Source organism: Massilia rubra, from assembly GCF_011682065.1.
Classification (GTDB): Bacteria; Pseudomonadota; Gammaproteobacteria; order Burkholderiales; family Burkholderiaceae_D; genus Telluria_A; species Telluria_A rubra.
In genome coordinates, this window is sequence record NZ_VUYU01000015.1 from 21,341 (window position 1) to 47,733 (window position 26,393).

Annotated in this window: 19 protein-coding genes; 6 read left to right on the forward strand and 13 right to left on the reverse strand. The window is 62.4% G+C overall.

Features of this window, described 5'->3' with window-relative positions; all coding sequences use genetic code 11:
• Positions 1 to 16 precede the first annotated feature (16 nt).
• Positions 17 to 1,756: an IlvD/Edd family dehydratase gene (locus tag F0185_RS20835; RefSeq protein WP_166891833.1), complete on the reverse strand. Its 1,740-nt coding sequence runs from the start codon at positions 1,754 to 1,756 to the stop codon at positions 17 to 19.
• A gap of 237 nt (positions 1,757 to 1,993) precedes the next feature.
• Here F0185_RS20835 and F0185_RS20840 point away from each other — a divergent pair, with 237 nt between their 5' ends.
• Entirely contained in the window at positions 1,994 to 2,671 is a 678-nt protein-coding gene (locus F0185_RS20840) for a hypothetical protein (protein WP_167227700.1), read from the forward strand.
• Positions 2,672 to 2,751: 80 nt separating this feature from the next.
• A complete protein-coding gene (locus tag F0185_RS20845; protein ID WP_223164547.1) occupies positions 2,752 to 3,282 on the forward strand; it encodes an RES family NAD+ phosphorylase in 531 nt (176 codons plus the stop codon).
• Between the two features lie 67 nt (positions 3,283 to 3,349).
• On the opposite strand, the gene F0185_RS20850 is transcribed toward F0185_RS20845, so the two are convergent.
• From F0185_RS20850 to F0185_RS20875, 6 genes are all read right to left on the reverse strand, one after another.
• On the reverse strand, positions 3,350 to 4,213 hold the full coding sequence (locus tag F0185_RS20850) for an SMP-30/gluconolactonase/LRE family protein (RefSeq protein WP_167227703.1): 864 nt from the start codon (positions 4,211 to 4,213) through the stop codon (positions 3,350 to 3,352).
• Entirely contained in the window at positions 4,210 to 5,271 is a 1,062-nt protein-coding gene (locus F0185_RS20855; protein WP_167227705.1) for an aldose epimerase family protein, read from the reverse strand. The genes F0185_RS20850 and F0185_RS20855 overlap by 4 nt, the downstream gene beginning before the upstream one ends.
• A 22-nt stretch (positions 5,272 to 5,293) precedes the next feature.
• Positions 5,294 to 6,244, reverse strand: a complete 951-nt coding sequence (locus F0185_RS20860; RefSeq protein WP_223164548.1) for a glycoside hydrolase family 43 protein — start codon at positions 6,242 to 6,244, stop codon at positions 5,294 to 5,296.
• A gap of 27 nt (positions 6,245 to 6,271) precedes the next feature.
• Positions 6,272 to 7,639: an MFS transporter gene (locus F0185_RS20865; RefSeq protein WP_167227707.1), complete on the reverse strand. Its 1,368-nt coding sequence runs from the start codon at positions 7,637 to 7,639 to the stop codon at positions 6,272 to 6,274.
• A gap of 206 nt (positions 7,640 to 7,845) precedes the next feature.
• Entirely contained in the window at positions 7,846 to 10,458 is a 2,613-nt protein-coding gene (locus F0185_RS20870) for a TonB-dependent receptor (protein ID WP_167227709.1), read from the reverse strand.
• Between the two features lie 87 nt (positions 10,459 to 10,545).
• Entirely contained in the window at positions 10,546 to 11,826 is a 1,281-nt protein-coding gene (locus tag F0185_RS20875) for a glycosyltransferase (RefSeq protein ID WP_167227712.1), read from the reverse strand.
• Between the two features lie 127 nt (positions 11,827 to 11,953).
• On the opposite strand from F0185_RS20875, the gene F0185_RS20880 reads away from it, so the two are divergent.
• Both F0185_RS20880 and F0185_RS20885 read left to right on the forward strand, forming a co-directional pair.
• Positions 11,954 to 13,780 carry a DUF885 domain-containing protein gene (locus tag F0185_RS20880; protein WP_167227714.1) on the forward strand — a complete coding sequence of 609 codons (1,827 nt, stop codon included), beginning with the start codon at positions 11,954 to 11,956 and terminating at the stop codon, positions 13,778 to 13,780.
• Between the two features lie 101 nt (positions 13,781 to 13,881).
• Positions 13,882 to 14,442: a 3'-5' exonuclease gene (locus F0185_RS20885; RefSeq protein WP_167227716.1), complete on the forward strand. Its 561-nt coding sequence runs from the start codon at positions 13,882 to 13,884 to the stop codon at positions 14,440 to 14,442.
• A gap of 489 nt (positions 14,443 to 14,931) precedes the next feature.
• Here the strand turns inward: F0185_RS20885 and F0185_RS20890 are convergent, their stop codons facing one another.
• The 6 genes from F0185_RS20890 to F0185_RS20915 form a co-directional block, all read right to left on the reverse strand.
• On the reverse strand, positions 14,932 to 15,270 hold the full coding sequence (locus tag F0185_RS20890; protein ID WP_308623971.1) for a DUF6572 domain-containing protein: 339 nt from the start codon (positions 15,268 to 15,270) through the stop codon (positions 14,932 to 14,934).
• Positions 15,271 to 15,282: 12 nt separating this feature from the next.
• Positions 15,283 to 15,783, reverse strand: coding sequence for a hypothetical protein (locus F0185_RS20895; RefSeq protein ID WP_167227720.1), 501 nt, complete (start codon positions 15,781 to 15,783; stop codon positions 15,283 to 15,285).
• Positions 15,780 to 17,972 carry a patatin-like phospholipase family protein gene (locus F0185_RS20900; RefSeq protein WP_167227729.1) on the reverse strand — a complete coding sequence of 731 codons (2,193 nt, stop codon included), beginning with the start codon at positions 17,970 to 17,972 and terminating at the stop codon, positions 15,780 to 15,782. The genes F0185_RS20895 and F0185_RS20900 overlap by 4 nt, the downstream gene beginning before the upstream one ends.
• 78 nt (positions 17,973 to 18,050) lie before the next feature.
• Positions 18,051 to 18,353: a YciI-like protein gene (locus F0185_RS20905; RefSeq protein ID WP_167227731.1), complete on the reverse strand. Its 303-nt coding sequence runs from the start codon at positions 18,351 to 18,353 to the stop codon at positions 18,051 to 18,053.
• Positions 18,354 to 18,374: 21 nt separating this feature from the next.
• Positions 18,375 to 18,854, reverse strand: coding sequence for a cyanophycin metabolism-associated DUF1854 family protein (locus F0185_RS20910; protein ID WP_370664046.1), 480 nt, complete (start codon positions 18,852 to 18,854; stop codon positions 18,375 to 18,377).
• 2 nt (positions 18,855 to 18,856) lie between these two features.
• On the reverse strand, positions 18,857 to 21,106 hold the full coding sequence (locus tag F0185_RS20915; protein ID WP_167227733.1) for a cyanophycin metabolism-associated ABC transporter: 2,250 nt from the start codon (positions 21,104 to 21,106) through the stop codon (positions 18,857 to 18,859).
• A 289-nt stretch (positions 21,107 to 21,395) separates the two neighbouring features.
• Between F0185_RS20915 and F0185_RS20920 the strand changes: the two genes are divergently transcribed.
• Complete coding sequence (locus F0185_RS20920; RefSeq protein WP_167227735.1) at positions 21,396 to 23,582, forward strand: cyanophycin synthetase; 2,187 nt, start codon at positions 21,396 to 21,398, stop codon at positions 23,580 to 23,582.
• 95 nt (positions 23,583 to 23,677) lie between these two features.
• Positions 23,678 to 26,248, forward strand: coding sequence for a cyanophycin synthetase (gene cphA, locus F0185_RS20925; protein ID WP_167227737.1), 2,571 nt, complete (start codon positions 23,678 to 23,680; stop codon positions 26,246 to 26,248).
• The last annotated feature ends 145 nt before the right edge of the window (positions 26,249 to 26,393 follow it).

Sequence of the window (26,393 nt, forward strand, 5' to 3'; positions counted from 1 at the left end):
GACACCGCCGCTGAAGTTAATGGGAATGGCGTGGCACGGCCGAGCCGCGACTGCCGAGCAGGAAGTCGAAGTCGCAGCCTTCATCAGCCTGCAGCACGTGGTCGATGTAGAGCTTCTGGTAGCCGCTCTTGGCCACCGGCGCTTGCGATCCGGCACGGGCGGCCAGGCGGCTGGCCATTTCTTCATCGGAAATGTCCAGGTTCAGGCTGCCGTTGTGGCAGTCGAGCGCGATGAAGTCGCCATCCTGCACGATGCCGAGCGGTCCGCCCGCCATCGCTTCCGGCGCCACGTGCAGCACCACGGTGCCGTAAGCGGTGCCGCTCATGCGCGCGTCCGAGATGCGCACCATGTCGGTCACGCCCTGGGCCAGCAACTTGGGCGGCAAGCCCATGTTGCCAACTTCCGCCATGCCCGGATACCCCTTCGGCCCGCAATTTTTCATCACCAGGATCGAGTCGGCATCGACATCGAGGTCGGGGTCGAGGATGCGGCTCTTGTAGTGCTCGAAATCTTCGAAGACGACCGCCTTGCCGCGGTGTTTCATCAGGTGCGGCGAGGCGGCCGACGGCTTGAGCACGGCGCCGCGCGGCGCCAGGTTGCCGCGCAGGATGCAAATGCCGCCATCCTCGATCAGCGGCTTGGCCAGCGGACGGATCACCTCGTCGTCGTAGATCGGTGCTTCTTCGCAGTTCTGCCACAGGCTCTTGCCGTTGACGGTCAGCGCATCCTTGTGCGGCAGAAGGTTGCCTTCGCCCAGGCGGCGGATAGCGCCCGGCAGGCCGCCGGCGTAGTAAAACTCTTCCATCAGGTAGCGCCCGGACGGCAGCAGGTCGACGATGGTGGGGGTGCCCTTGCCGATCGCGGTCCAGTCTTCCAGCTCGAGCGGCACGCCGATGCGCCCGGCAATCGCTTTCAGGTGGATCACGGCGTTGGTCGAGCCACCGATCGCGGCGTTGACCTTGATCGCGTTTTCGAACGCTTCACGCGTGAGGATCTTGGACAGGCGCAAGTCTTCCTGCACCATCTCGACGATGCGGATGCCCGACATATGCGCCAGTACGTAGCGGCGCGAATCGACGGCGGGAATGGCGGCGTTGTGCGGCAGCGAAGTGCCGAGCGCTTCCGCCATGCAGGCCATGGTCGAGGCCGTACCCATGGTGTTACAGGTACCGGCCGAGCGCGACATGCCGGACTCGGCGGACATGAACTGGTGCAGCGTGATGGTGCCGGCCTTCATCTGTTCGTGCAACTGCCAGACGGCGGTGCCGGAACCGATGTTCTTGCCGTTAAGCTTACCGTTGAGCATCGGACCGCCGCTGACGACGATGGTCGGCAGGTCGACGCTGGCCGCGCCCATCAAGAGGGCCGGGGTGGTCTTGTCGCAGCCGACCAGCAGCACCACGGCATCCATGGGATTGCCGCGAATCGATTCTTCCACGTCCATGCTGGCCAGGTTGCGGGTGAGCATGGCGGTCGGGCGCAGGTTCGATTCACCGTTGGAAAACACAGGGAACTCGACCGGGAAACCGCCGGCTTCGAGGATGCCCTTCTTGACGTGTTCGGCCAGTTGGCGAAAGTGGGCGTTGCAGGGAGTCAGTTCGGACCAGGTGTTGCAGATGCCGATGATCGGCTTGCCTTGAAACTCGTGGTCGGGGATGCCCTGGTTCTTCATCCAGCTGCGGTACATGAAACCGTTTTTATCCTGGGTGCCGAACCACTCCGCGGAGCGCAATTTCGGCTTTTTCGTCTCAGACATGTATTCCTCCTGGTTATTCTGATGCCGTCTCGAACTCATGTCGTCGTTCGGCAGCGATAGAGGGAATACTAAAGATTCTTGGGATGCCTTTCCAATCACTTTTTTGGCGATAGTGATATCTGAATTGGTATCAATCCCCTGCGAATAGCCTTGGATTGATTTCAGCTTTTGCATTGTTTGTTTTCTTTGTCCTGGCGGGATAGACTGGGGCCTACGACATCAGCCCACGGAGCTGACATGAGCAATACTTCCACGGGTGTTCCCCCAAAGGCGAAAATTCACGCCCGAAAGCCGCTCGCAAGCGGGGCACAAATGCTGGCTGACGCAGTTGCCACGTTTGCCGATCCGGTACTTTCAAAAGACCAACAACGACGCACCTGGTTTACGCCGGCATATCAAAGGATCGCGCTCGCGGTCCCCCAAGAAAAACGTCTCGCAATTTTTCGGGAAATGAAGAAGGAACTGTCGGAATTGATCGCATCGCTCCAGGCCGATCAGCCAACAGCCACGAACGACGCCAGCGAGGGGCGTTTGCTCATGGAGGAACTGCGGCGCCAGGAACGCGCCAGGCGCATGGCGGACGTCAAGGCTGGGCGACTCATATCGTCGTCGACCTTGCGCGAGCGACTGGGGATGACTGCGCAGGCTCTCGGTGCGGCCGTCAGGGCGAAACGCATGTTCAGCGTCAATGGTCCGGAAGGCGAGCGGCTGTATCCCGCTTTCTTTGCGGACCCAAAGTACGAGCATCGCGATCTGGAGACCATATCAAAGGCCCTTGCGGACCTGTCTGGCAGCATAAAATTTGCCTTCTTCACCACCCCGAGTATTTCCTTGGGAAATAGGCGGCCACTGGATGTGATACCAACCCGGATGGATAGAATATTGTCACTGGCGCAGGGCCTGGTGGAAGAATAAGGATGACGGCCGCTCCGCTGAGTTCGCCTTCCGCATCTTTTTTCAAGCAACGACTACACCTGAAACGCGTGCAGCCATCCATGCTTGTGCGTGTGTCAGGGCACACTTCCGGTGAGCCCTACTTCGGGCGGTCCGGTGCGAATCGTTTCGACGATCCCGATTCAGGCTCCCCGACAGCTTTCGGCACATGCTACTTTGGCGAAGGCTTACTTGTCGCAGTGGCCGAAACATTGCTGCACGATGTGAGGCCAAAAAACGGTAGGTATTACATTGTTGCGGACCGCATAGAGTCACGCTTTGTACTCAGCTTTGCGGGCGCGCCATTGATGCTTGCCGACTTCACCGGCGCCGCTTTGAAAAGACTTGGCCTGCATGCGGGATTTTCAGGGACTGCCTCATATAAAAAGACCCAACGATGGTCCAAAGCCATTCACGACCATCCTGCCCATGTGGATGGATTCGTCTACATGGCACGCCATCTCAACACGGGACGGGCATTCGTATTGTTCGACCGGGCGAAGCCAAAAATTCACCTTGATGGCGCTCTGGCGCTGCCATTGCACCCGGAAGTGAGACGCGTCGCTATCGAGCTGGGGATAAAGAGCGCATAACGATCACACGAACAGGAACGTAGAGTCATGTAGCCTCGCCCCGGTCAGGCCCACCGAGAGCTAACGATCAACAGACAAACCGGCTCTCCGGCAAGCCGCGCACGCCCGGCACCGTCCCCGTGAACAGCCCGCCATCGGCATCCCCCGGATTGGCCAAGCCCACCCGCGCGCTGGTCGCGTACAGCTGGTCGAGCAGCGCCCCGCCGAACGCCACGCAACTTGGCTGGCTGGCCGGCAACGCCACAGTGCGGTCGACGGCGCCGTCCGGCGCATAGCGCACCAGCTTGCCCGCGCCCCACTGGGCGTTCCACAGATACCCGCGCGCATCGACGCACGAGCCGTCCGGCTCGCCCTCACCTTCGACCTGCGCAAACACGCGCAAGTTCGACAGCGCTCCGCTGACCACGTCGTAGTCGCAGCAACGGATCACCCGCTGCGGCGAATCGCAGTAGTACATGGTGGCGCCGTCGGGACTGAAACAGATGCTGTTGGCAATCGCCGCATGCGGCAGCGGCAGGCGCTCCAGGCGCAAGTCGCGGTTGAGCCGGTAAAAGCCGCCGATCGGCAGGCGCGGCTCGACTTCGTTGAAGGTGCCGAACACAAAACGCCCCTGCCGATCGCACCGCCCGTCATTGAGGCGCGTGGTCAACCCGGCCTCGACCTCGCAGACCGGCGTCACCTCCCCGCTCCCGAGCTCGAAAAAAGCCAGCCGCGTCGCCAGCCCGACCAGCAAGCGCTCGTCGTGATCGGTCAGCGCGAACGAGGCCAGCCGCTCCGGCATCGCCCAGCTGCGCGTGACACCCGTGGCCGGATGATGCGCCCACAAGGTGGAGCCGAGGATATCGGTCCAGAACACCCTGCCGCTGCGTTCGCACCACAGCACGCATTCGCCCAGCGCATTTTTCGCGTCGACCATTAACTCAAGCATCATTTCTCCACCGAAAATTTGTATCGGGATACGGTCGCATATTCTTCACCGGGGCGCAAGATGGTATTCGGAAATGCGCTTTGGTTGGGCGAATCGGGAAAGTGCTGGGGTTCGAGGCAAAAGCCGCTGCGATAGCCATAGGCCTGGCCCTTGCCCGTCAAGCTGCCGTCGAGGAAATTGCCGCTGTAAAATTGCACGCCCGGTTCCTCGGTGAACAGTTCGAGCACCCGGCCCGAGACCGGCTCGTGCGCACGCGCGGCCAGGGTCATCGCCCTGGGGGCCGGTTTGTTGAGCACGAAATTGTGATCGTAGCCGCTGCCGTGGCGCAGTTGTTCATCTTCAATACCGATGCGCTCGCCAATCGGGTGCGGCGTGCGAAAGTCGAACGCGGTGCCGGCCACCGGCGCCAGTTCCCCGGTCGGAATCAGGGTGCTGTCGATCGGCGTGTAGGCGTCGGCGTCGATCCGCAGCAGATGGCCGAGAATGTCGCCCTGGCCCGCCAGGTTGAAGTACGCGTGCTGGGTCAGGTTGACCGGCGTCGCCTTGTCGGTCACCGCGTCGAACGTCACCACCAGCTCGTCGCCGGCCGTCAGCTCGTATACCACGGTCACGTCGAGCGTGCCGGGATAGCCCTGCTCGCCGTCACGGCTGCGGTAGATCAAGGTCAGGCCGACCGAATCGCCTTCCTGGAAGGGGATCGCGCGCCACAGCACGCGGTGGTAGCCCTGCTCGCCGCCGTGCAGGTGGTGCGTGCCGTCGTTGGCGGGCAGTTGCACCACCTGGCCGTCGAGCGTGAAGCGGCCGTCGCGCAGGCGGTTGCCGTAGCGCCCGATCAGGGCGCCGAAGTACGGCGACTCTTTCACATACGGCGCCAGCGTGTCGAAGCCGAGCGTGATGTCGGCCAGCGCGCCGTGGCGGTCGGGCGTGTGGATTTCGGTGATGATGCCGCCGAAATCGGTGATCTTCAGCAGCAGCCCGTTTGGATTGGTCAGTGTGAACAAGGTGGCCGCCCTGCCGTCGGGCAGGTGGCCGAATGCGGATTGCGTGATGCTCGCTTGCACGGTGCTTCCTCGTTAAGGTGGCTCAGGCGATTGACGGGCGTCCGAACACGGGCATGCCCTGCTCGTCCCATCGTAATGGCTTGACGAAAGTATGGCGGTCGGGGTTCCACAGGGGGTCGCCGACAATCTCGGTGTAGGTACGAGCATGGTACACCAGCATCACGGTGTCGCCATCCTCGGCATAGGTAAAACTGTTGTGGCCCGGACCGTAGATACCGTGCTCGTAGCAGGTTTGCAGCACCGGCTCGGCCAGCTTGGTCCACGATGCCGGATTGAGCAGGTCGGCGTTCTCGTCGGCCCACAGCAGGCCCATCGCGTAGTTCTCGTCGGTGGCGCTGGCCGAGTAACTGATGAAAATCTTGCCGTTGCGCTTGATGACGGAGGGGCCTTCGTTAACCCAGAAGCCACGGATTTCCCAGTCGAATTCGGGTTTGCTGAGCATGACCGGCGGCCCGCCAAGCTGCCATGGCGTGGCCATCGGCGCGATGTACAGGTTGGAGTTGCCTTCGATCGCCTCGTCCTTCTGCGCCCACAGGTAGTACAGCACGCCGTCATGGGTGAAGGTGGTGGCGTCGAGACAGAAGGTGTCGATGCCGCTGTCGACTTGCCCCATGAATTCCCACTCGCCTTCGAGCGGGTTGGGATTGGTGTTGCGCACGGCGTACATGCGGTGCTGGAACAGCTTGTGTTTGATCTCGCGGCTCGGGGCGGCGGCAAAGTAGACGTACCACGCGCCCTGGTTGAAGTGAATTTCCGGCGCCCACAGCAGTTCGCTGTACGGTCCGGCATCCGGCTTGCGCCATACATCGATTGCGGGCGCGCCTGGCAATTCCGCAATGGTGCGCGCTCGGCGCACTTCGATGCGGTCGTATTCCGGCACCGAGGCCGTGAAATAGTAATAGCCGTCGCTGTGCTTGTAAATGAACGGATCGGCGCGTTGCGCGATCAGGGGGGACAGTGTCTGCATGGTCATTGGGTTTGCTTAAGCGGGTCTGGTAAATTACGTGGTGGCGAAGCCGGCGCTGCGCAGGTCGGTCTTGACCTCGTCGTAGTAGCTGTCGGTGATGCGGTACTTGAACATCAGCACGCCCATCAGGAAGTGGAAGAAGCCGGGGATGACGGTGAGCATCAAGGCGATGCCGCTCAGCGCCAGCGGGCTTTGCGCCTGGTTCGGCACATACTGGAAATAGGTCAGCAGCAGCCCGACCATGCCGCCGGCCACCGCCATGCCGGCCTTCTGGCATACCGAAATGCCGCCGAAGGCAAAGCCGGAGACGCGCTTGCCGGTCTTGACCTGGCCGTAGTCGATGGTTTCGGCAATCGCCGACCAGAACACCGGCGCATGCAGGTCGACCACGAACGAGAGCAGGAAGTACAGGATAAACGCGAGCAGCATGTCGCCCGGCTTCACGAACACGTACATCAGCACGCTGATCAGGGCCACCCCAAGCTGGGTGTAGCGGAACAGCTTGACCTTGCAATAGGACTTGGTGATCCAGGTCGAGGCGACCATCGACAGGATCGCGGCCGCCACGCCGGTCGACAAGAACGCCGCCACGGTATCGGTGTCGCCGCCAAGGTAATACATGGCGTAATAGATGGCGACCGAGCCGCGCACCACGTAGCCGACCGTGCCGGTCAGGCACACGCCGCACAGGATCAGCCATTGGTCGTTGCGCATCAGCAGCTTGAACTGTTCCATCAAAGGCTGCCGTTCGACCACGTGCACCACCCTTTCCTTGGTAGTGAACACGCAAAACAGGAACAAGCCGACGCCCATCACCGCCATCAGCGCCATGGCCGACTGGTAGCCGACGGCCAGGTTCCCCGCACCCCATTTGTCCGCCAGCTTGGGCACGATAATGGTCACCATAAAGGCGCCGACCTTGGCGAAGAACAGCCGGTAGCCGTTGGCCGACAGGCGTTCCTGCGGATCGCTGGTCAGTCCGCTGATCAGCGAAATATACGGAATGCCGACCCCGGCCGTCATCAGGGTCATCAGGATGTAGGTCGAATACGCCCACACCAGCTTGGCGTCATAGCCCCAGCCTGGCGTGGTGAACACGAAAAACACGCTCACGCCATAGGGAACGCACAGCCACAGCAGCCAAGGGCGATAGCGCCCGAAGCGCGCCGTGAAGCGGTCGGTCACCTGCCCCATGGCCAGGTCGGCCGCGCCGCCGATGACTTTGACCACCACGAACAGCAGCGCCAGGTGCTCGGTGCGCAAGCCGTAGATATCGGTGTAGAAGAAGGTGATGAGCAGCATCATCGACGAGATCACGACGTTGAGCGCCATGTCGCCGGTGCCGAAGCCCACTTTTTCGAGGGTGGATAATTTCTGGGAATTCTTATCGAGCGTATTCATGCAAACTTTCTCAGCCATACAAGGACAGAAAGCGCTGCGTTCAATTTCCACGCAACGCTTCCGGGACGATCGCCTGACAAACTTACGGGACCTTGAAGAACCGTAGCGAGCGGCTTCAGTTTCGTCCGAGACGCGGAGCCGTACGAAGGTACGGTGAGCATCGCAGGGCGAAAATGATGCCGCGCAGTAGGTTATTCGAGGTTCCCCTACATTTTGTAGCGCAGCGACAGGCCAACCACGCGGTCGTAGCGGCGAATGTCGCGCGGGTTGCTGGCGACGCCATGGTAATCGTGGTACTTACGGTCAAGCAAATTCTCCACGTCCACGGTCACACTCATCGCTTCGCTGATCTTGTAGGAGAGCGAGGCATCCATGGTCTTGATCGGGTCGACGATCAAGTCGAAACCCAGGCCACGGTAGTTGAAGGTGTCGACATACTTGTCGCGCCAGTTGTAGGCCACGCGGCCGGACCAGCCATCGCGCTCGTACAGGCCGACCACGTTGTACGACAGCTTGGACATGCCGACGAACGGTTTGAGCACGCCGCCGGTGTCGGTCAGGTCGCCCTTCATGTAGGTCACGTTCGCTTGCAGGCCGAAGCCGCCCAGCCAGCCCGGCAGCTTGTCGTAGAACTGCTGGTAAGACAATTCCGCGCCCTGCAAGGTGCCCTTGGACATATTGCGCGGCCGGTTCACGTCGTACACGATGCCGTTATAGGTTTCCTTGGTCGAACTGGTGAGGATGTAGTTCTTGAAGTCGTGGCGGAACACGGTGGCCGTGAGCGAGCCGGTCGGGGCAAAATACCATTCTGCCGCGGCATCGAAATTCTTGCCTTCGATCGGTTTCAGGTCCGGATTGCCGCCCGTGCCCACCGCTTGCACGGTGGTGCTCGGCACGTTGTAGGACACGCCCGGATTGAACTGGTCGAAGTTGGCCCGCTGCATGGACTTGCCGGCGGTCAGGCGCGCCTGCACTTCCGGCAAGATCATGGCCTTGAGGGTGGCGTTCGGCAACACGTCGGTCGACGATGGCGTACTCGATACCGGCACGATCACGCCATTCGATTGCGAGTAGCCGCTCAGCACACCCTTGGTCTGCACAACGCGCACCCCGACCGTGCCGTCGACCGGGATGGTCCCGGCCGTAAAACCATACTTGGCCTTGGTGTAGATGGCGTAGGTGGTTTCCTGGTTGTTGAACTGGGACAGCTTGTCTTCCGCCGACTTGCTGCCATCGCCGAACAGTTTGCGCAAGTCGCCGATATGGTCGTGCATGAAGCCCGCGCATGGCGTGACCCACGAAGCCATGCCGTAGTCGCCCGCCATCGGCATCGAATTGCAGGCCAGGCCCGGCACCGAGTTCAATGGAATATTGCCCGGCGCCGGACGGAAGCCGTCCAGCTCGTGCACATAGGCCGCATTGCGTTTGGCGACCCGCACGCCGGTCGAGACGTCCTTGATGAAGCCGTCTTCTTCCGGGGTCCAGGTGGCGTCGGCGCGCCAGTCGGTCGCGCGGCTTTCGGCATGGTTGTGATTGTCGAAGAAGGTGGCGACCCGGTAATTGTTCGGGTTGCTCATGTCGTAACCGGGATAGGAAAACTGCGCTCCCCCATTCACGTAGGTGTTGCCGGTGATGGTAGGCGGCGCCGCCACCAGGTCGACAATCGGAAACTCCTGGCGCACTTTGCTCAGTGTACGCGCCAGCTCGGTCGTCACGCGCCAGGTCGGCGACACGTTCCAGCGCGCACCGATGGCGCCCTGGCTGCCCAGCGAGTAATCGTGCGGCGCCTGGGTCGAGCCGAGCGCGAACGGATTGCTGTTGGTCGATGTCACCGTCTGCACCTGCTTGGTGCCGGGAATCAGGGTGAAGGCGGAATTCTTGTTCAGGCCAAGCGCGCCGACATAGAACTGGCGTTCGGCATCGTGATGGATTTCGGTCGAGATGCCTTCGGCAAAGAATTCGAGGGCCGCGTTCGGGCGCCACTGCAGCGCAACATTGCCGGCCACGCGCTTGCGCTGGCCCTGGTACAGCACATGGCCCAGCTCGTCCGGCGCGGAGATGCCGGCGCCGATGTCGGCCGCGCGGTCCTTCGGCGGCGAATTCCAGGTAATTTCGTCGTGGTAATTGCCATCCTGGTAGGACAAGCCGGCCAGCGCGCCGATCTCGCCGTAGCCGGTTTTCCAGCGGTTCGAGATCATGCCCGACAGGTTGGGATCGTTGGTTTTCGACTTGTCGCGGTTTTCCACGCGCGCCGTGAGGCTCGACGCGAACCCCTTGGCGTCGAACGGACGCGCGGTGCGCACATCGATCACGCCGGCGGTGCCGCCCTCGACCATCTCGGCGCCCTGGGTCTTGTACACGTCCACCCGTTGCAGCATGGCGGCCGGAATGTCGGCCAGGTACAGGCTGCGGCCCTCTTTGCCGGCGGTGAACATTTCGCGGCCGTTGAGCAGGGTCACGAGGCCAGGCAAGCCACGGATGACGACCTCGCGCGCTTCGCCGTTTTCGCGGCGGATCTGCACGCCGGTGATACGACCGAGCATTTCGGCGACATTCTTGTCCGGGAACTTGCCGGCTTCCTCGGCCACGATGGAATCGATCACTTCGTCCGAATTGCGCTTGATGGCCTGGGCGCTCTGGGCTGCCTTGCGCACGCCGGAGACCGTAACCACGCTGGTGGAATCAAGCGCAGTGGCATCCTGCGCCCATACCGAGGCGCCGCTCAGCATGCCGGCGCCGGCCAGGGCCACCACGATCAGCTTCAAGGTCAAGGGGGTGCGGGAAATGGCCGCGACGGGGCCTGGTGCGTGCGATGTCATACGTCTCCTTGGCGTTCTAGTTATATGATTCTTGGGTATTTTTAGCCCTTGAACCGGATAGTAAGGAAAGCCAAAGAATCAATCCAATCATATTTTTCCGGTTTTCGATACCGTTTTCGATATGGCATCGATTACCGCGTCCAGCCCTGCCCCGGCCGCCAGGCGCTCTTTGACTGCCGAGCAACCGATATGGATCTCGGGCGATTGCAGCAGGCTGTGCAGGGCGTCGGCCAGCGTGCGGACGCTGACGCGGTTCGCTTTGAGCGTCAGGCCGGCGTGCATCGCCCTGACGCGTTCGCCGTTGTCGAACTGGTCGTAGGCCATCGGCACGACCAGCTGCGGCGTACCGGCGCGCAAGGCGACGGCCGTGGTGCCGATGCCGCCGTGGTGCACCAGCGCCGCCGCGTCCGGCAGCAAGGCCGCCAGCGGGCAGTAATCCTGCCAGAACGCCGTTGGCGGCAAGTTGGCCGGCACATGCGCCCGGTGCGCCGTCAGGAACACGATGCGCCGGCCGAGCCGCTCCGCCGCCGCCAGTGCGCTGGCAAAGAACGCGGCCGCGTGCATGTTGGCGGTACCGTGGGTGACGATGATCGGGGCGCTGCCGGCGCGCATGAATTGCACGAGGCCCGGCGCAATCGATGCCTCCGGATGCGGATCGTACAGCGGAAAATCGCCGCACAGCAGCGGCGACGGCCAGTCCGGCTGGCGCGCGCCGAACCATTCCGGAAACAGGGTCACCGACAGATCGGGCGCGCTGTACATCTCGTCCATGTAGCTGGATATGGGCGCGCGCCCCTGCGCGCGGCGTATCGCGTTCAGTTCGGGCACGACGACCGGGTTGATGGCCGTGGACTCGACCATGTTCCACAGCCAGCGCCGCACTGTCAGCGGCAGCCAGCCCGGTATCGGGAACGGTCCCAGCACCGGCAAGTCGTGCACCGTGCGCAGGTTCGATGGCGCCAGGTAGGCGGCCACGATCCGGATATCGGGCCGTTCCGCGCGGCGCAGGTCGGCATGCGCCACGGCCAGCGGATGGACCAGCAAGGTGCACGGCTGGTCCGGCGGCAGGGCCGCGACAAAGGCGCGCATCGCTTCCATGCCGTCCCGGATGGCGCGCCATACCACGCCGAAACCGCGCCGCGGATGCCACAGGTCGGGATCGTCCAGGACCACCGGATCGGCCGGCAAGGGATGGCATTCCAGGCCCGCATGACGCACCAGCGGCTCGTGCATCTGGGGCGCGAGGATCGTGACCTTGTGGCCGCGCTCGCGCAGCCCGATCCCGAGCCGCAGGAATGGAAACAGATCGCCGGCCGAGCCGGTGGTGACGACGACAATATGCGGCAAAACGGTCGAATAATCGGACATGGCGTTTCCATAGAGGGGATAGGCGGCGCAAAGCGCCGCTCATCATACAGCGTCGCTCAGCTGCCCAGCTGCGGCCATTTGCGCTATCCTGCCTGGATTCTCTTCACTCAATGTACAAGGAATCGTCATGCGTTTCAGCCTCTCCCGCCCGCTGCTCGGCACCACGGCATTGCTGGCCGTATTAACCCTGCCGGTGAGCGGCGCCAGCGCCGCGCCGGCCGCCAGCACCGCACCGGCCGCCAGCGCCGCCGCAGCGACCCGGCTTCACAAACTGGCCGACGCCTTCTATCAGGCGCGCGCGCATTTCGATCCGCTGCTGATCACCGCCAATGGCGACAGCCGCTATAACAGCGAACTGGGAATGAGCATTTCGCCGAAAAGCCGCGCACGCCAGTTTGCGCTGTACCGGCGCCTGCAGACGCAATTGAAAGCCATTCCGCGTGCCCGCCTGAGCGAAGCGGACCAGCTCAATGACGACTTGCTGGCCTTCGAACTCGATAGCGGCCTGAGCCTGGAAAAATTCCCCGAACACCTGCTGCCGCTGAACCACTTCGATAACGTGCCCGGCACCCTGGCCAATTACGCCAGCGGCACCGGCTCGCAACCTTTGAATACGGTGGCCCAGTATCAGGATTACCTGAGCCGCCTGAACCAGCTGCCGGCCTGGATCGACCAGGCGATTGCCAACATGCGCGAAGGCGTCAAGCGCGGCATCGTGCAACCGAAAGCGATCACGGTGGCGATGCTGCCCCAGTTCCAGCAACTGCGCAGCGCCACGCCGGAAGCGAATATCTTTTACACGCCGATCAAGAACCTGCCGGCGGCGTTTTCGCAGGCCGATAAAGACCGGCTCAGCGCCGCTTATCGCAAGACAGTCGCCACCGGCCTGTCCCCTGCCCTCGAGCGGCTGGCGCTGTACCTGGAAAAGGAATACCTGCCCGCCAGCCGCGCCAGCGACGGCTGGAGCGCGCTGCCGAACGGCGCCGCGTGGTACCAGGCGCAGATCAAGGACCGCACCACGGTGTCGATGAATCCCGAACAGATTCACCAATTGGGATTGAAGGAAGTGGCGCGCATCGAACAGCAATGGGCGCTGCTCGGTCCCAAGCTCGGTTACAGCGGCGCGCCGGCGGGGCTGCCGCAATGGGTGGAGGCGCAGGACAAATTCAAGTCCTTCAAGACCGAGGCCGAGGTGCTCGATGCCTATCGCCAGATCGACAGCAAGATCAAGACCAAGCTGCCGGCGCTGTTTTCGCTGCTGCCGAAAGCGCCGCTCCAGTTACAGCTGGAGCCCGAACTGACGCGCGCCACGGCGTCCGACCATTACACGCCGGCGGCGGCCGACGGCTCGCATCCGGGCGTGTTCTGGGCGGTCGTGAACGATCCCAAAGACTACAGCCGCACCGGCATGGTCACCCTGTACCTGCACGAAGGCCAGCCCGGCCACCATTTTCACGCGGGACTGCTGAAGGAGCTCGACGTACCGGATTTCCGCAAATTCAATACCGAAAATCCGAATATCGGGGCGTTTACCGAAGGTTGGGCGCTGTATGCGGAAACCCTGGGGCACGAATTCGGTCTGTATGACGATCCGGAAGCGTATTTCGGGCACCTGAACGATGAATTGCTGCGCGCCGTCAGGCTGGTGGTCGATACCGGCATGCACGCCAAAGGCTGGACCCGGGAGCAGGCCATTGCGTATGCCAGCAAGACACTCGGCTACAGCGAAGCGCGCGCCAAGAACCAGATCGAGCGTTACATGGTGTGGCCGGCGCAGGCATTGAGCTACAAGATCGGCGCGCTGAAGATCCTGGAATTGCGCGAGCGGGCGCGCACGGCGATGGGCGACAAGTTCAGCCTGCCCAAGTTTCACGAAGTGGTGATCGGCGACGGCACCTTGCCGCTGCCGCTGTTAGAGGCGCGGGTGGATCGCTGGATTGCGTCGGCAAAGTAGAGAAAGCGCATGACGGGAGCGGCTGTGAAAGAGGGGTTTTCCGGCCGGCTCGGGAGTTTTCGTTATAGTAGCGTTTTATCTACTTAAGGAAACTCAACTGAATGCAAGCATCCCGTTATCTCGTCATCGACTTTGAAGCCACCTGCTGCGACAAGAGCACAGTGCCACGCGACCATATGGAAATCATCGAAATCGGCGCTGTGATGGTCGACGGCGCCAGCCTGGCCGTGGTCGATGAATTCCAGACCTTCATTCGCCCGGTGCGCCATCCGCAACTGACACCATTCTGCACCACGCTCACCTCGATTGAGCAAAAAGACGTCGACAGTGCGCCCCTGTTTGAAGAAGCGATCGGCCACTTCAAGACCTGGCTATATCAGTACAGCGACTTCGTTTTCTGCTCCTGGGGCGACTACGACCTGAAACAGCTGCACCAGGACTGCGCCTTCCACAAAGTGCCTTATCCGATCAGCGCCTCGCACGCGAACGTCAAGCGACTGATGGCGGAACGCCAGAAATTATCCAAGAAACCGGGGCTGGGAGAAGCCATCCGCCTGGCCGGCATGAAGTTCGAAGGCGCCCACCATCGCGGCATCGACGACGCCCGCAATATCGCGCGCCTGCTGCCTTACATCGTTGGCGACGCGCGCCTGCGCCGATAAGCACATCTGCAGCGTCCCTTACCTGGAGGGACAGCACCATCGTTACCCGAACCGGTCTTTCCTCGTGCTCTCTTAACGAGCGATAAAGAGCGTGCTCCGGGTCGCCGACGTGCGCCAAGGGGCCTGAGATAGGTGTGGTGGCGTCAGCTTACCGCCGGCACGGCGGGCGTCTTCCTCGGAAATTTATCCGATATTCGGCTATATTTGGTTAGCCGCTATTCGGCTATATTGACTTTAGCTGCCATTCGGATAAAGTTCATCTGTCTGAATAGCCGATATTTTCATAAATGTCTTCCTCACCCGCGTGCCATCTTCTCCTTACCGCGCAACAGCCCTAAATACCCGCGCAGACATAAGCGTGAGTTTTTGGCGAACATAGCCGGATGCGAGGCACACGCCGCGAGGCAGTGCGTGTACTGCTAGCGGTGGGCAGCACAGCAAGGCGCCGCTTATGGAAGCTGGAAATGACAAGAATTTATGCGCACTTGCTTAGGCCGCTGCGCCGGCAGGGAATGCATTCCAACGCAAGGAAACATCCAGTCCCTCCGCGACGACCTTCGCATCGGTCAGAAACTGAACGGCGGCTGTCGGCAACGGATAACGGCTGATGATGTCAATCCGCAGCGACTTGCCTTGTGCGGCGGGATACGCCTCGTACATTTGGCCACTCTCGACAAAACCGAAGTACGCGTTCAACTTGCTTTGCAACGCCAGCAAATGATCACGTTCATCAGTCCAGTCCCACGAGTCAAGGATCGACAGGACAACGCTGCCCGATACAGTTTCAGTGCCGACAGCGTCAACCACGCTAGGATTCTCAAGGCCCATCCTTCCCACCCTTTATGGTATTAATGGCGATGTATCGTCTTTCGTCTGCGTTCGCTTTTGGCCGTCAACCGAGCATGAATCCTTGCGGGGAAAGAAATCGTCAGGAAACACCACCTGTCCCGGTTCGAGTGGCAGCGCACTGGAAGCGAGTTTCTTCCCGAGCGCCGCAATTTCCGCCACGTAGACGGTGCGATCGAAACAATAATTCAGTGCGCGCGAGCCAGCTTGCATTGTCCAGTTGACGGTGGAATCGGTCATATCCACAGCGACGCTTTCCCAGCCGCCATCGTCGGCAATGCCACAGGCGCAGGTAAAAACCAGGTAATTCCCGCGACCGGAAAGACTGTGTTTCAACTCATCAAAACAGACCAAGGCACCATCGAAGTCCGCCTCTTCAAGCATGTCTTTCGCGTCGATGAATATGCGGACTATCGAAACATCTTCAAACACGATGCCATCCCGCCTCAGTTGCCTGCCAACCACCTCGTCGAGCGCGACGCGGAACGTGTTCACGGCTTGCCGAAGAATAGATAAAACGTCTGGTTGCCTCGTTCGCCAACACCCACCGCCACAGTGAACGGTCCCAGCGCGGTATTGACCGCGCCGAACATGGAACCGGCAAACTGCGCCCGTTCCATCTGGTCGCCGTTCAACCGCCGCGTCATTTTCCCCAATTCGACCGAACCGCCCAGATACACAGCGCGCATGCCCAGCAACGTCATTTTGCGCGTGTACACGCCGCGCCCGAACAGATAATCGCCGCCGAGGAACTGGCGTGCCTGGTAACCGGACAAATTCAAAAATCCACCCAGCGAAAACAATTCCATCAGCGGTAAATCGTCGCCCCACAGATGGCCCGCGCGCCCGGCCACGCTGAACCGGTGCGGGCCCCGGTTCCAGGCCATTTCGTGCCCCATTTCAAGCCGCTTGTATTCGACCGTGGCGCCGACCGAGGTCGGGGCAATGCGCGCATTCACAAAGCTGTAATTGCCGGTCGATGGAAACACCCAATCATCCAACCGGTCCTGAACATATTCAAGCTTGATGACGCCGATCTGACTTTTCTCGGTGGTCAGCTGCGACACGCCGATGCTCGGGTCCGAGCGTTCGGTGCCGCGTTCCAGCCCCACCTTGAAAGTGCTGTCGTCATCGACGTGATTGACCAGGTCGATGCCGATGGACGCCTGCTTGGCGCTGTAAGTCGCCACCGCCTTGTCGTTGATGATCAGGTTATCCTTGTTCTGCGAAAAACGTACGGACGGCGCCACGTACCAGCGGCTTTCACCGCCAAGCGGCTGGTACAGCTGCGAGGTAAACGAGTTGACCTGGCCGAGCGAAACGGTATTGCGCCACTCCAGCCCGGAGCGCGTCAGCCATTTGCCGCGATGCGCCAGCAAGATCGTAAAATCGCTTTCGCCGGCCAGGTCGGTCGACAGGCGCACGCCGGCTTGAAGGTAATTCGGCCCCCATTCCTTTTCGACCGGTTCGATCACCAGGGTGCGCCCTTCCGGACCATGCTCGAAACGGTGCGTGACGTTTTCGAAATCACCCGTCGAATACAGGCTGTTCATATTGGCGTGCAATTCCGCCGTGCTGAACGCCTGGCCCGCTTTGATCGAGAATTTGCGGTGAATGAGCCCCTCGCTGACGTGTTTCAACTGCCTGGTATCGATGCGCACCGAATTAACCTTGACCACCGCCGGATGGCGCGCCGCGCGCGCCGCCAGGTGCGCCTTGAAATCGGCGTCGGACAAGGCCAGCGGCGCCAGCCGGTCCGCCACCACGCGCGCAGCGGCCTCGCCCATGTCGATGGTCCTGGCGGAGTTTTCGAAGTCGGCCGCGCTGAAATCGCCCAGTTGCGGCAGGATCAGCACGTCTTTCGGCGTCAGTTCGCGCAGCGAGGCTTCGACATTCTGCTCGGTGAGGATATTGAGCATCTGCTGGCCAACGCCGAAGGCCGAGACGATCTTGTCGCGCTTGAGCAGCGGCGTGCCGAGGTTGACGGCAATCACAATGTCGGCCCCCATGGCGCGCACCACGTCGACCGGGAGGTTGCGCACCAGCCCACCATCGAGCAACGCGCGGTCGTCGATCTCGACCGGGGCGAACACGCCGGGCACCGACATGCTGGCCCGCATCGCGCGCGCGATGCCGCCGCGTTCGAGCACGACCATCTTGCCGTTTTCGATATCGGTGGCAATCGCGCGGAACGGAATGTCGAGCTCGTCGAAGTGGGTGACGTCGCCGGTTTTCGCGGCGAGGGTGTTGAAGAAGAATTCGATCTGCTGGCCGTAGTTCAGGCCGCGTGGCAGGCGCATTTCGGCGTCGGAAAAGCCGATCTCGCCGCTGACGATGTTCTTGCGCTCGGTCGCCTTGGCATAGGTGGAACGCTCCAGGCGCGGCGGGCTGTCGGTGAGGACATTGTTCCATTCCACGGCGGCGATGCGCTTTTCCAGCTCGTCCGGACGGTTGCCCATGGCGTAGGCCCCGGCCACGATCGAGCCCATGCTGGTGCCGACCACGTAGTCGACCGGGATGCGCATTTCTTCGAGGACTTTGAGCACGCCGATGTGGGCTACCCCGCGCGCGCCGCCGCCGGATAACACCAGGCCGATTTTGGGGCGCTTGGGAGGGTCGGCGGCGAGGACGGTGGCGTGAAGTACTGCGAGGAAGAGGAAGACGGAGGCGTGGAAGGCGCGCATGGGTTTTCGGTTGAATTCAGCGTGCTATGGGTCCCCGCCTGCGCGGGGACGACGGGTGTGAGGGCTTGATTAACCCGCTTATTCAGGTCGCAGCGGCGAAAAAGCATCCTTGCCGACGACGGTATTCCACTGCCGGACTTTATACCCGGTCACCACGCCATGCAGCAGGTACGGATCGGCCTTGGCAAACGCCTCGACCACCGCCGGCGATTCGCTCTGGAAGAACAACACCGACATATCGGCCGGATCGGAAAACGCCCCGCCCATGATCAGTTCACCGCGCTCCTGCGCTTCCCACGCCAGTTTCAGGTGCTCGCTGCGGTACTTGCCGCGCGTTTCAAGATAATCCGGGGCCAGCTCGTAACATAACAAATAGTGCATGCAATCTCCGTCAAAACGCCATCATAAAAACCGGTCGAGAATCTTCCGGCTGTGCTTGTCGATGGTGAACATATCGCGGATCAAAAACTGGATGCCGTGGTTATCGGCCACCAGCAGCGACGCGTCGCCGATCCGGCGGATATCTTCTTCGCCCTTGAGCGTAAACGCGGTATCACCCCGGTCGGTCTTGACTTCCCATGTGCAGGGCGTGGCAAAACTGCTGACACTGACAATATGGTGAATCACCGGCATGAATTCGCGCCCATCGAGTTCATCTTGCACCAATTCGCGAATTGCCGCTGGCAGTGCCGCCAAACTGTCGATCCAGCCGACTTCCTTGCCATTGGTCAGCACCATCGAAATACCCTGGTCCGGCGCCTGGATCGGAAAGGCCCGCACCGGCGAGACGCCGACATGCACTTCGCCGTCTTCCGCCGTCAAGGTCAATTTACCGAAACTGTCGCGGCTTAATGTGAATACCGAACTTGCTGCGCTTGCCATCATCAATCCTTGTCGTCCATATCCGTATCGACGTTGCGCGCCTGCGCTTCGTACAAGCGGAAATACGCGCCTTCACGCGCCATCAATTCGTCGTGGCTACCCTCTTCCATCACCACGCCGCGGTCCAGCACCACCAGCCGGTCGGCCCGGTGCAAGGTCGATAAACGGTGCGCGATGGCGATCGTGGTGCGGCCCTGCACCAGGTTATCGAGCGCTTTCTGGATTTCTTTCTCGGTTTCCGAATCGACCGAGGAAGTCGCTTCATCCATGATCAGGATGCGCGGATCGATCAGCAAGGCGCGCGCAATCGAAATGCGCTGGCGTTCGCCGCCCGACAAGCCCTGCCCACGCTCGCCCACCATCGAATCGTAGCCCTGCGGCAGGCGCAAAATGAATTCGTGCGCATGCGCCGCGCGCGCCGACGCGATGATTTCCTCGCGCGTCGCATGCGGCTTGCCGTAGGCGATATTCTCGGCGATGGTGCCGAAGAACAAAAACGGCTCCTGCAACACCAGCCCGATATTCTTGCGGTAATCCGACACCGCGAACGAGCGGATATCGACGCCATCGAGCAGGATCGCCCCTTCCGACACGTCATAAAAACGGCAGATCAGGTTGACCAGGGTGCTCTTGCCCGATCCGCTATGTCCCACCAGGCCCACGAATTCGCCCGCCTTGATATTGAGCGAAATACCGCGATTGACCGCGCGGTTGCCGTAACGGAAACCGACTTCGCGCAAATCGATGCGGCCTTCGATTTTATCGAGCTTGACCGGATTGGCCGGCTCCGGAACGCTCGATACATGATCGAGAATATCGAAAATGCGCTTCGCGGCCGATGCCGATTTCTGCGTCACCGACACAATGCGGCTCATCGAATCGAGACGGCCATAAAACCGGCTGCTGTAGGTAATGAACAAGGTCAGCACACCAACCGTAATGTTCTTGTTCGATACCAGCCAGATGCCGAATACCCACACCACCAGCAAACCGAGTTCGGTCAGGAACGACACCGTCGGTGAAAACAGCGACCAGACCCGGTTCAATTTATCGTTGACGGCCAGGTTATGTTTGTTGGCATCGCGAAAACGCGTCGCTTCGCGCTGTTCCTGGGCGAACGCTTTGACCACGCGCACGCCGGGAATGGTATCGGCCAGCACATTGGTCACTTCGCCCCAGACCCGGTCGATTTTCTCGAAGCCGGTGCGCAGGCGGTCGCGCACGATGTGGATCATCCACGCGATGAACGGCAGCGGCACCAGGGTAATCACCGCCAGCATCGGATTGATCGAACACAGGATCACCCCGGTCATGATAATCATCAGCACGTCGGAGGCAAAATCGAGCAGGTGCAAGGACAAAAACACGCAGATACGGTCGCTGCCGCTGCCGATGCGCGACATTAAATCGCCCGTGCGCTTGCCGCCGAAATACTCCAGCGACAGCTTCATCAGGTGCTCATAGGTGGCCGAGCGCAGGTCGGCGCCCATCCGTTCCGACACCAGCGCCAGCACATAGGTCTTGCCCCAGCCCAGCAGCCAGGCCAGCACGGCCGAGCCGAACAGGCCGGCCATGTACATCCACACCAGTTGCTGGTCGACCGGCTGCCCGTTCTGGAACGGTATCAACACATTATCCATCAGCGGCATGGTCAGATACGGCGGTATCATATGCGCCGCGGTACTGGCCAGCATCAGGAAAAAGCCGAGCGAGAGTTGCCCGCTGTACGGCCTGGCAAAGCGCCACAGGCGGAACAGGGTCCAGGTCGAGGGCGGCGTGTACAGCACCTTGGTGCAGATCGGACATTCATCCTGCCCCGGTTCGAGCGGCGCCTTACAGCTCGGGCACACATTCTGCTCGGCCGACTGCACCGGCAAGCCGCTCAGGAAACTGTCGCGCTGCTCGCTGAAATGGTCGAGCACGCGGATCGCGTGCAGGTTCTGCCCCAAAGTGAAGCGCCAGGCGTCCAGCAAACCTTGTTCGTCGAACAATTGCAGATGGCCAACACCGGCGTGATCGTGGTGCGTGAGCGACAATCCGGGACGGAAAGCCCACTCGCGCCACGCGCTTTCACCCGGCGCGCGCGCCAGCAAACGGCGGCTGGTGACCAGCACCAGACCTTTTTTGAAATGCAATTTGGCATCGAGGTCAACCTCGACGCCACTTAGAACGTTTTCCCCTGGTGCAAGTTTTTTAGCGACGTCAGCCTGCCAGTGTTCAGGCAGGGAAAGCGGCCCGGTGGCCGTCGTCATAGGAGAAACAGATGGATCTATAGTCATCGTAGTGCGGTTCCGGCTCTGGGCCACGAATTTACGGGCGGAAATTGTTCAACGTGGGCGCCGGCAGCAGGGCGCCCTGGAATGCCGCACCGGCATGCTGCGGAGCAGGCCCGCGCGACGCGTTCGGGAATCCAGACTGGCAGAAATCGGTTCAGCACGGTAAGCTTCGTCTCTAGCAAGTATACAACATGATGCGCTTCGAAAAGCCTCACGAGGTCTTAGGGCGTGAACAACGCCAAGCCTGTTATCAAGAAATAACGACATGACAAAGAAGAAAGAAATCAGTGTTCTGCGGGTAAGCCACCTGCGCGGACCCAACATCTGGACCTATCGCCCGGTGATCGAGGCGTGGCTGGATATTGGCGAGCTGGAAGAGTTTCCGTCGAACCTGCTGCCCGGCCTGTACGAGCGCCTGACCGTGTTGCTGCCGGGCCTGATCGAACATCGTTGCGGCGTGGGCGAGCGCGGCGGCTTTTTGGAGCGCCTGCGCGAAGGCACCTGGTCCGGCCACATCCTCGAACATGTCGTTCTTGAATTGCAGAACCTGGCGGGCATGCGCACCGGTTTCGGCAAGACCCGCTCCACCGGCCAGCGCGGCGTCTACAAGATGGCCTTCCGCACGCGCCAGGAAGAAGTCGGCCTGGCCGCGCTCGAGACCGGACGCACGCTGTTGATGGCCGCCATCGACGACACGCCGTTCGACCTGGACGCCGCCGTCGCCAAGCTCAAGGACATCGTCGACCGCCATTGCCTCGGTCCCAGCACGGCGCACATCGTCGAAGCGGCCACCGAGCGCAAGATTCCGTTTATCCGGCTCACCGACGGCAACCTGGTGCAGCTTGGCCACGGCGCCGCCCAGCGCCGCATCTGGACCGCCGAAACCGACCGCACCAGCGCGATTGCCGAAAGCATCGCCAGCGACAAGGACCTGACCAAGACGCTGCTGCAATCGTGCGGCGTACCGGTGCCCGAGGGCAGCCTGGTACGCAGTGCGGAGCAAGCGTGGGAGGAAGCGCAGGACATCGGCCTGCCGGTCGTGCTCAAACCCTACGACGGCAACCACGGACGCGGCGTCTCGCTCAACCTGATGACCCAGGCCGACGTCGAAAAAGCCTACCACCTGGCCGCACGCAAAGGCGACAGCGCCAGCGTCATCGTCGAGCGCTTCATCCCCGGCGACGAACACCGCCTGCTGGTGGTGGGCACGCGCATGGTCGCCGCGGCCAAGGGCGAGTCGCTCTGGGTCACCGGCGACGGCACGGGCGACATCATCGCGCTGGTCAACAGCCAGATCAACACCGACCCGCGCCGCGGCGAAGGCGAAGACGCGCCACTGAACCCGGTCAAGCCCGACGTCTCGGCCGAAATCATCCTCGAACTCGAACGCCAGGGCATGAGCGCGCACTCGGTGCCGCTGGCCGGCCAGAAGGTGCTGATTCAACCGAACGGCAACGTCGCCATCGACGTCACCGACCAGGTGCATCCCTCGATCGCGCACGCCGCCGCACTGGCCGCGCGCATCGTCGGCCTGGACATCGCCGGCATCGACCTGGTGGCCGAAGACATTACCCGCCCGCTCCACGAACAGCGCGGCGCCATCATCGAAGTCAACGCCAGCCCGGGCCTGCTGGCCCACCTGAAACCCGGCCAGGGCGCGGCGCGCCCGGTCGGCACGGCCATCATCGAGCACCTGTTCGCCGAGGGCGAAAGCGGGCGCATTCCCATCATCGGCGTGACCGGCACCAAGGGGACCAGCCTGATTGCGCGCCTGATCGGCTGCCTGATCAACCTGACCGGCAAGCACACGGGCGTGGTCAGCGGCCAGGGCCTGTTCCTCGACCAGCGCCAGGTCTCGGGCGAGAACGCCATGACCTTCGACGCCGGCCAGCGCCTACTGATCAACCGCACCGTCGAAGTGGCTGTTTTCGAAAGCAACGCGCGCATGATCCTGTCCGAAGGCCTGGCCTACGACAAGTGCGCGGTGGGCGTGGTGACCGACATGGAAGGCCAGGAAGCGCTGGCCGAATTCCACATCCATGACGCCGACGGCATGGCCAACGTCATCCGCAGCCAGGTCGACGTGATCCTGCCGGACGGCGCGGCGGTGCTCAACGGCGCCGACGCGCGCGTGGCGGAACTGGCCGGCTTGTGCGACGGGCGCGTGATTTTCTACGCGGTCGACCCCGAGTTGCCGGTCATCGTGGCGCACCGCGCCGCCGGCGAACGCGCGGTATTCATGCGCGGCCAGGACGTGGTGCTCGGCGACGGCGCGCAGGAAACGGTGCTGCTGCGCATGTCCACGCTCAAGCCGGGCACCGCCCAGTATCCCGAAACGGTGCTGGCGGCAGTGGCGGCGGCATGGGCGCTCGATGTTCCGGCCGCGCTGATCGGCGCCGGCCTGCGCACCTTCGACACGGCGGCGACCAAACCCACCAAAGCCAAACTTTAACAACACAGCGCCCGGCCAGACGGCCGGGCTGCCGGCAGTGTCAACGCCCGAGGGCGCAGCGACGCACCAGCGCAACACTTAGGATGAAACGCTTTATGGAAGTATCTCGCGTACGGGCCCTGCGCGGCCCCAACCTCTGGAGCCACCACACCTCGATCGAAGCGATCGTCGCCTGCACCAGTGCCGAACAAGATGTCGGCGCCCTGCCCGACTTCGAAGAACGCCTGCGCGCGCGCTTCCCCGAAATGAGCCCGCTGCAAACGCTCGGCCACCACGACCGCATCGCCATGGCCCAGGTGCTGGAACTGGCGGCGCTCGGCCTGCAGGCGCAAGCCGGCTGCCCGGTCACCTTCAGCCGCACCACCGCCACGCCCGAAGAAGGCATCTTCCAGGTCGTGGTCGAGTATTCCGAAGAAGTGGTCGGCCGCCTGGCGATGGACCTGGCCGCGCAACTGTGCGCCGCCGCCGCCGCCGACACCCCGTTCGACCTTGGCGCCGCCCTCCTGCAACTGCGCGACCTCGACGAAGACGTACGCCTGGGACCGAGCACCGGCGCCATCGTGCAGGCCGCCGTGGCGCGCAACATCCCGTTCCGGCGCCTGACCGACGGCAGCCTGGTCATGTTCGGCTGGGGCAGCCGTCAGCGCAAAATCCAGGCCGCCGAAATCGACAGCACCGGCGCGATTGCCGAATCGATCGCGCAGGATAAAGAACTGACCAAAAAACTGCTGCACGCGGCCGGCGTGCCGGTGCCGCTCGGCCGCGTGGCCGCCGACCCGGACGACGCCTGGGCCGCCGCGCTCGAAATCGGCCTGCCGGTCGTGATCAAGCCGAAGGACGGCAACCAGGGCAAGGGCGTCACCGTCAACGTCACCACGCGCGAACAACTGGTGGCCGGCTACCACGCCGCCGCCGAATTTCGCGACGATATCCTGGTCGAACGCTACCTGCCCGGCCACGACTTCCGCCTGCTCGTCATCGGCAACAAACTCATTGCCGCCGCCCGGCGCGACCCGCCGATCGTCGTTGGCGACGGCAAGCACACCGTGCGCGAACTGGTCGACCAGGTCAACCTCGACCCGCGCCGCGGCAATGGCCATTCGACCTCGCTGACCAAGATCCGCTTCGACGACATCGCGCTGGCCAGCCTGTCCAAGCAAGGCCTGGTGGCCGAATCGGTCGCCGCCAAGGGCCAGCGCGTGATCCTGCGCAATAACGCCAACCTCTCGACCGGGGGCGCCGCCAGCGACGTCACCGACGACGTGCACCCGGAAGTGGCCGCGCGCGCGATCGCCGCCGCCCATATGGTGGGGCTGGACATCTGCGGCGTCGACCTGGTATGCGACAGCGTACTCAAACCGATCGAAGAACAGAACGGCGGCATCGTCGAAGTCAACGCCGCCCCTGGCTTGCGCATGCACCTGTCACCCTCGTTCGGCAAAGGCCGCCCGGTCGGCGAAGCGATCATTGCATCGATGTTCGCCGACGGCGACGACGGCCGCATTCCGGTGGTCGCCGTGACCGGCACCAACGGCAAGACCACCACGGTGCGCCTGATCGCCCACCTGCTCACCGCCGGTGGCCTGCGCACCGGCATGACCAACACCGACGGCGTCTACATCGAAGGCCGGCGCATCGACAGCGGCGACTGCAGCGGCCCGCGCAGCGCGCGCAACGTGCTGCTGCACCCTGACGTGGACGCCGCCGTTTTCGAGACCGCCCGTGGCGGCCTGCTGCGCGAAGGCCTGGCCTTCGATCGCTGCCAGGTGGCCGTGGTCACCAACATCGGCGCGGGCGACCACCTGGGCCTGAACTACATCACCACCGTCGAAGACCTGGCCGTGCTCAAGCGCGTGATCGTGCAAAATGTCGCCGACAGCGGCGTGGCGGTATTGAACGCCAACGACCCTGCGGTAGTCAACATGGCCAACAACTGCCGTGGCAGCGTCACCTTCTTCACCGCCGATTGCGGACACCCGGTCATGTCGACCCACCGCGCCCAGGGACAACGCGTGGTGTACGTGGACGGCGCCATGCTCGTTGCCGCGCAAGGCAAGGTCGAACACCGCATCGCGCTAGCCGACGTACCGATCACGCGTGGCGGCAGCATCGGCTTCCAGGTCGACAACGTGATGGCGTCGGTCGCGGCGGCATGGGCGGTCGGCACCAGCTGGGACGACATCCGCGCCGGGCTCAAATCGTTCGCCAACGAGAGCGACAACGCGCCGGGGCGCTTCAACGTCTTCAGCTACCGCGGCGCGACCGTGATCGCCGACTACGGCCACAATCCCGACGCGATTTTGGCCTTGGTCGGCGCGGTCGAAAGCATGCCGGCCAAGCGGCGCTCGGTGGTCATCAGCGGCGCTGGCGACCGGCGTGACGAAGACATCCGCCAGCAGACCGAGATTTTGGGTGCCGCGTTCGACGACGTGCTGCTGTACCAGGACCAGTGCCAGCGCGGGCGTGCCGACGGTGAAGTCGTCGCCCTGCTGCGCCAGGGCCTGGCGGGCGCCGTGCGCACCACCCACGTGGACGAAATCGATGGCGAATTCATCGCCATCGACACCGCCCTGGCGCGCCTCGGCGAAGGCGACCTGTGCCTGATCCTGATCGACCAGGTCGACGAAGCCCTGGCCCACATCGCCGGCCGCATCGCCCAAGGCTAAGCCCCAACCGGGGTCTGACCTCTGATTCGAAACATTGCCCGTCAGAGGTCAGACAAACCGCCGAATGAAGCTCCAACCTCCTACAACCGGGGTCAGAGCTTTAATTCGAAACTATTTCCACTCTAAAAATTCCGCACAGTCCCAC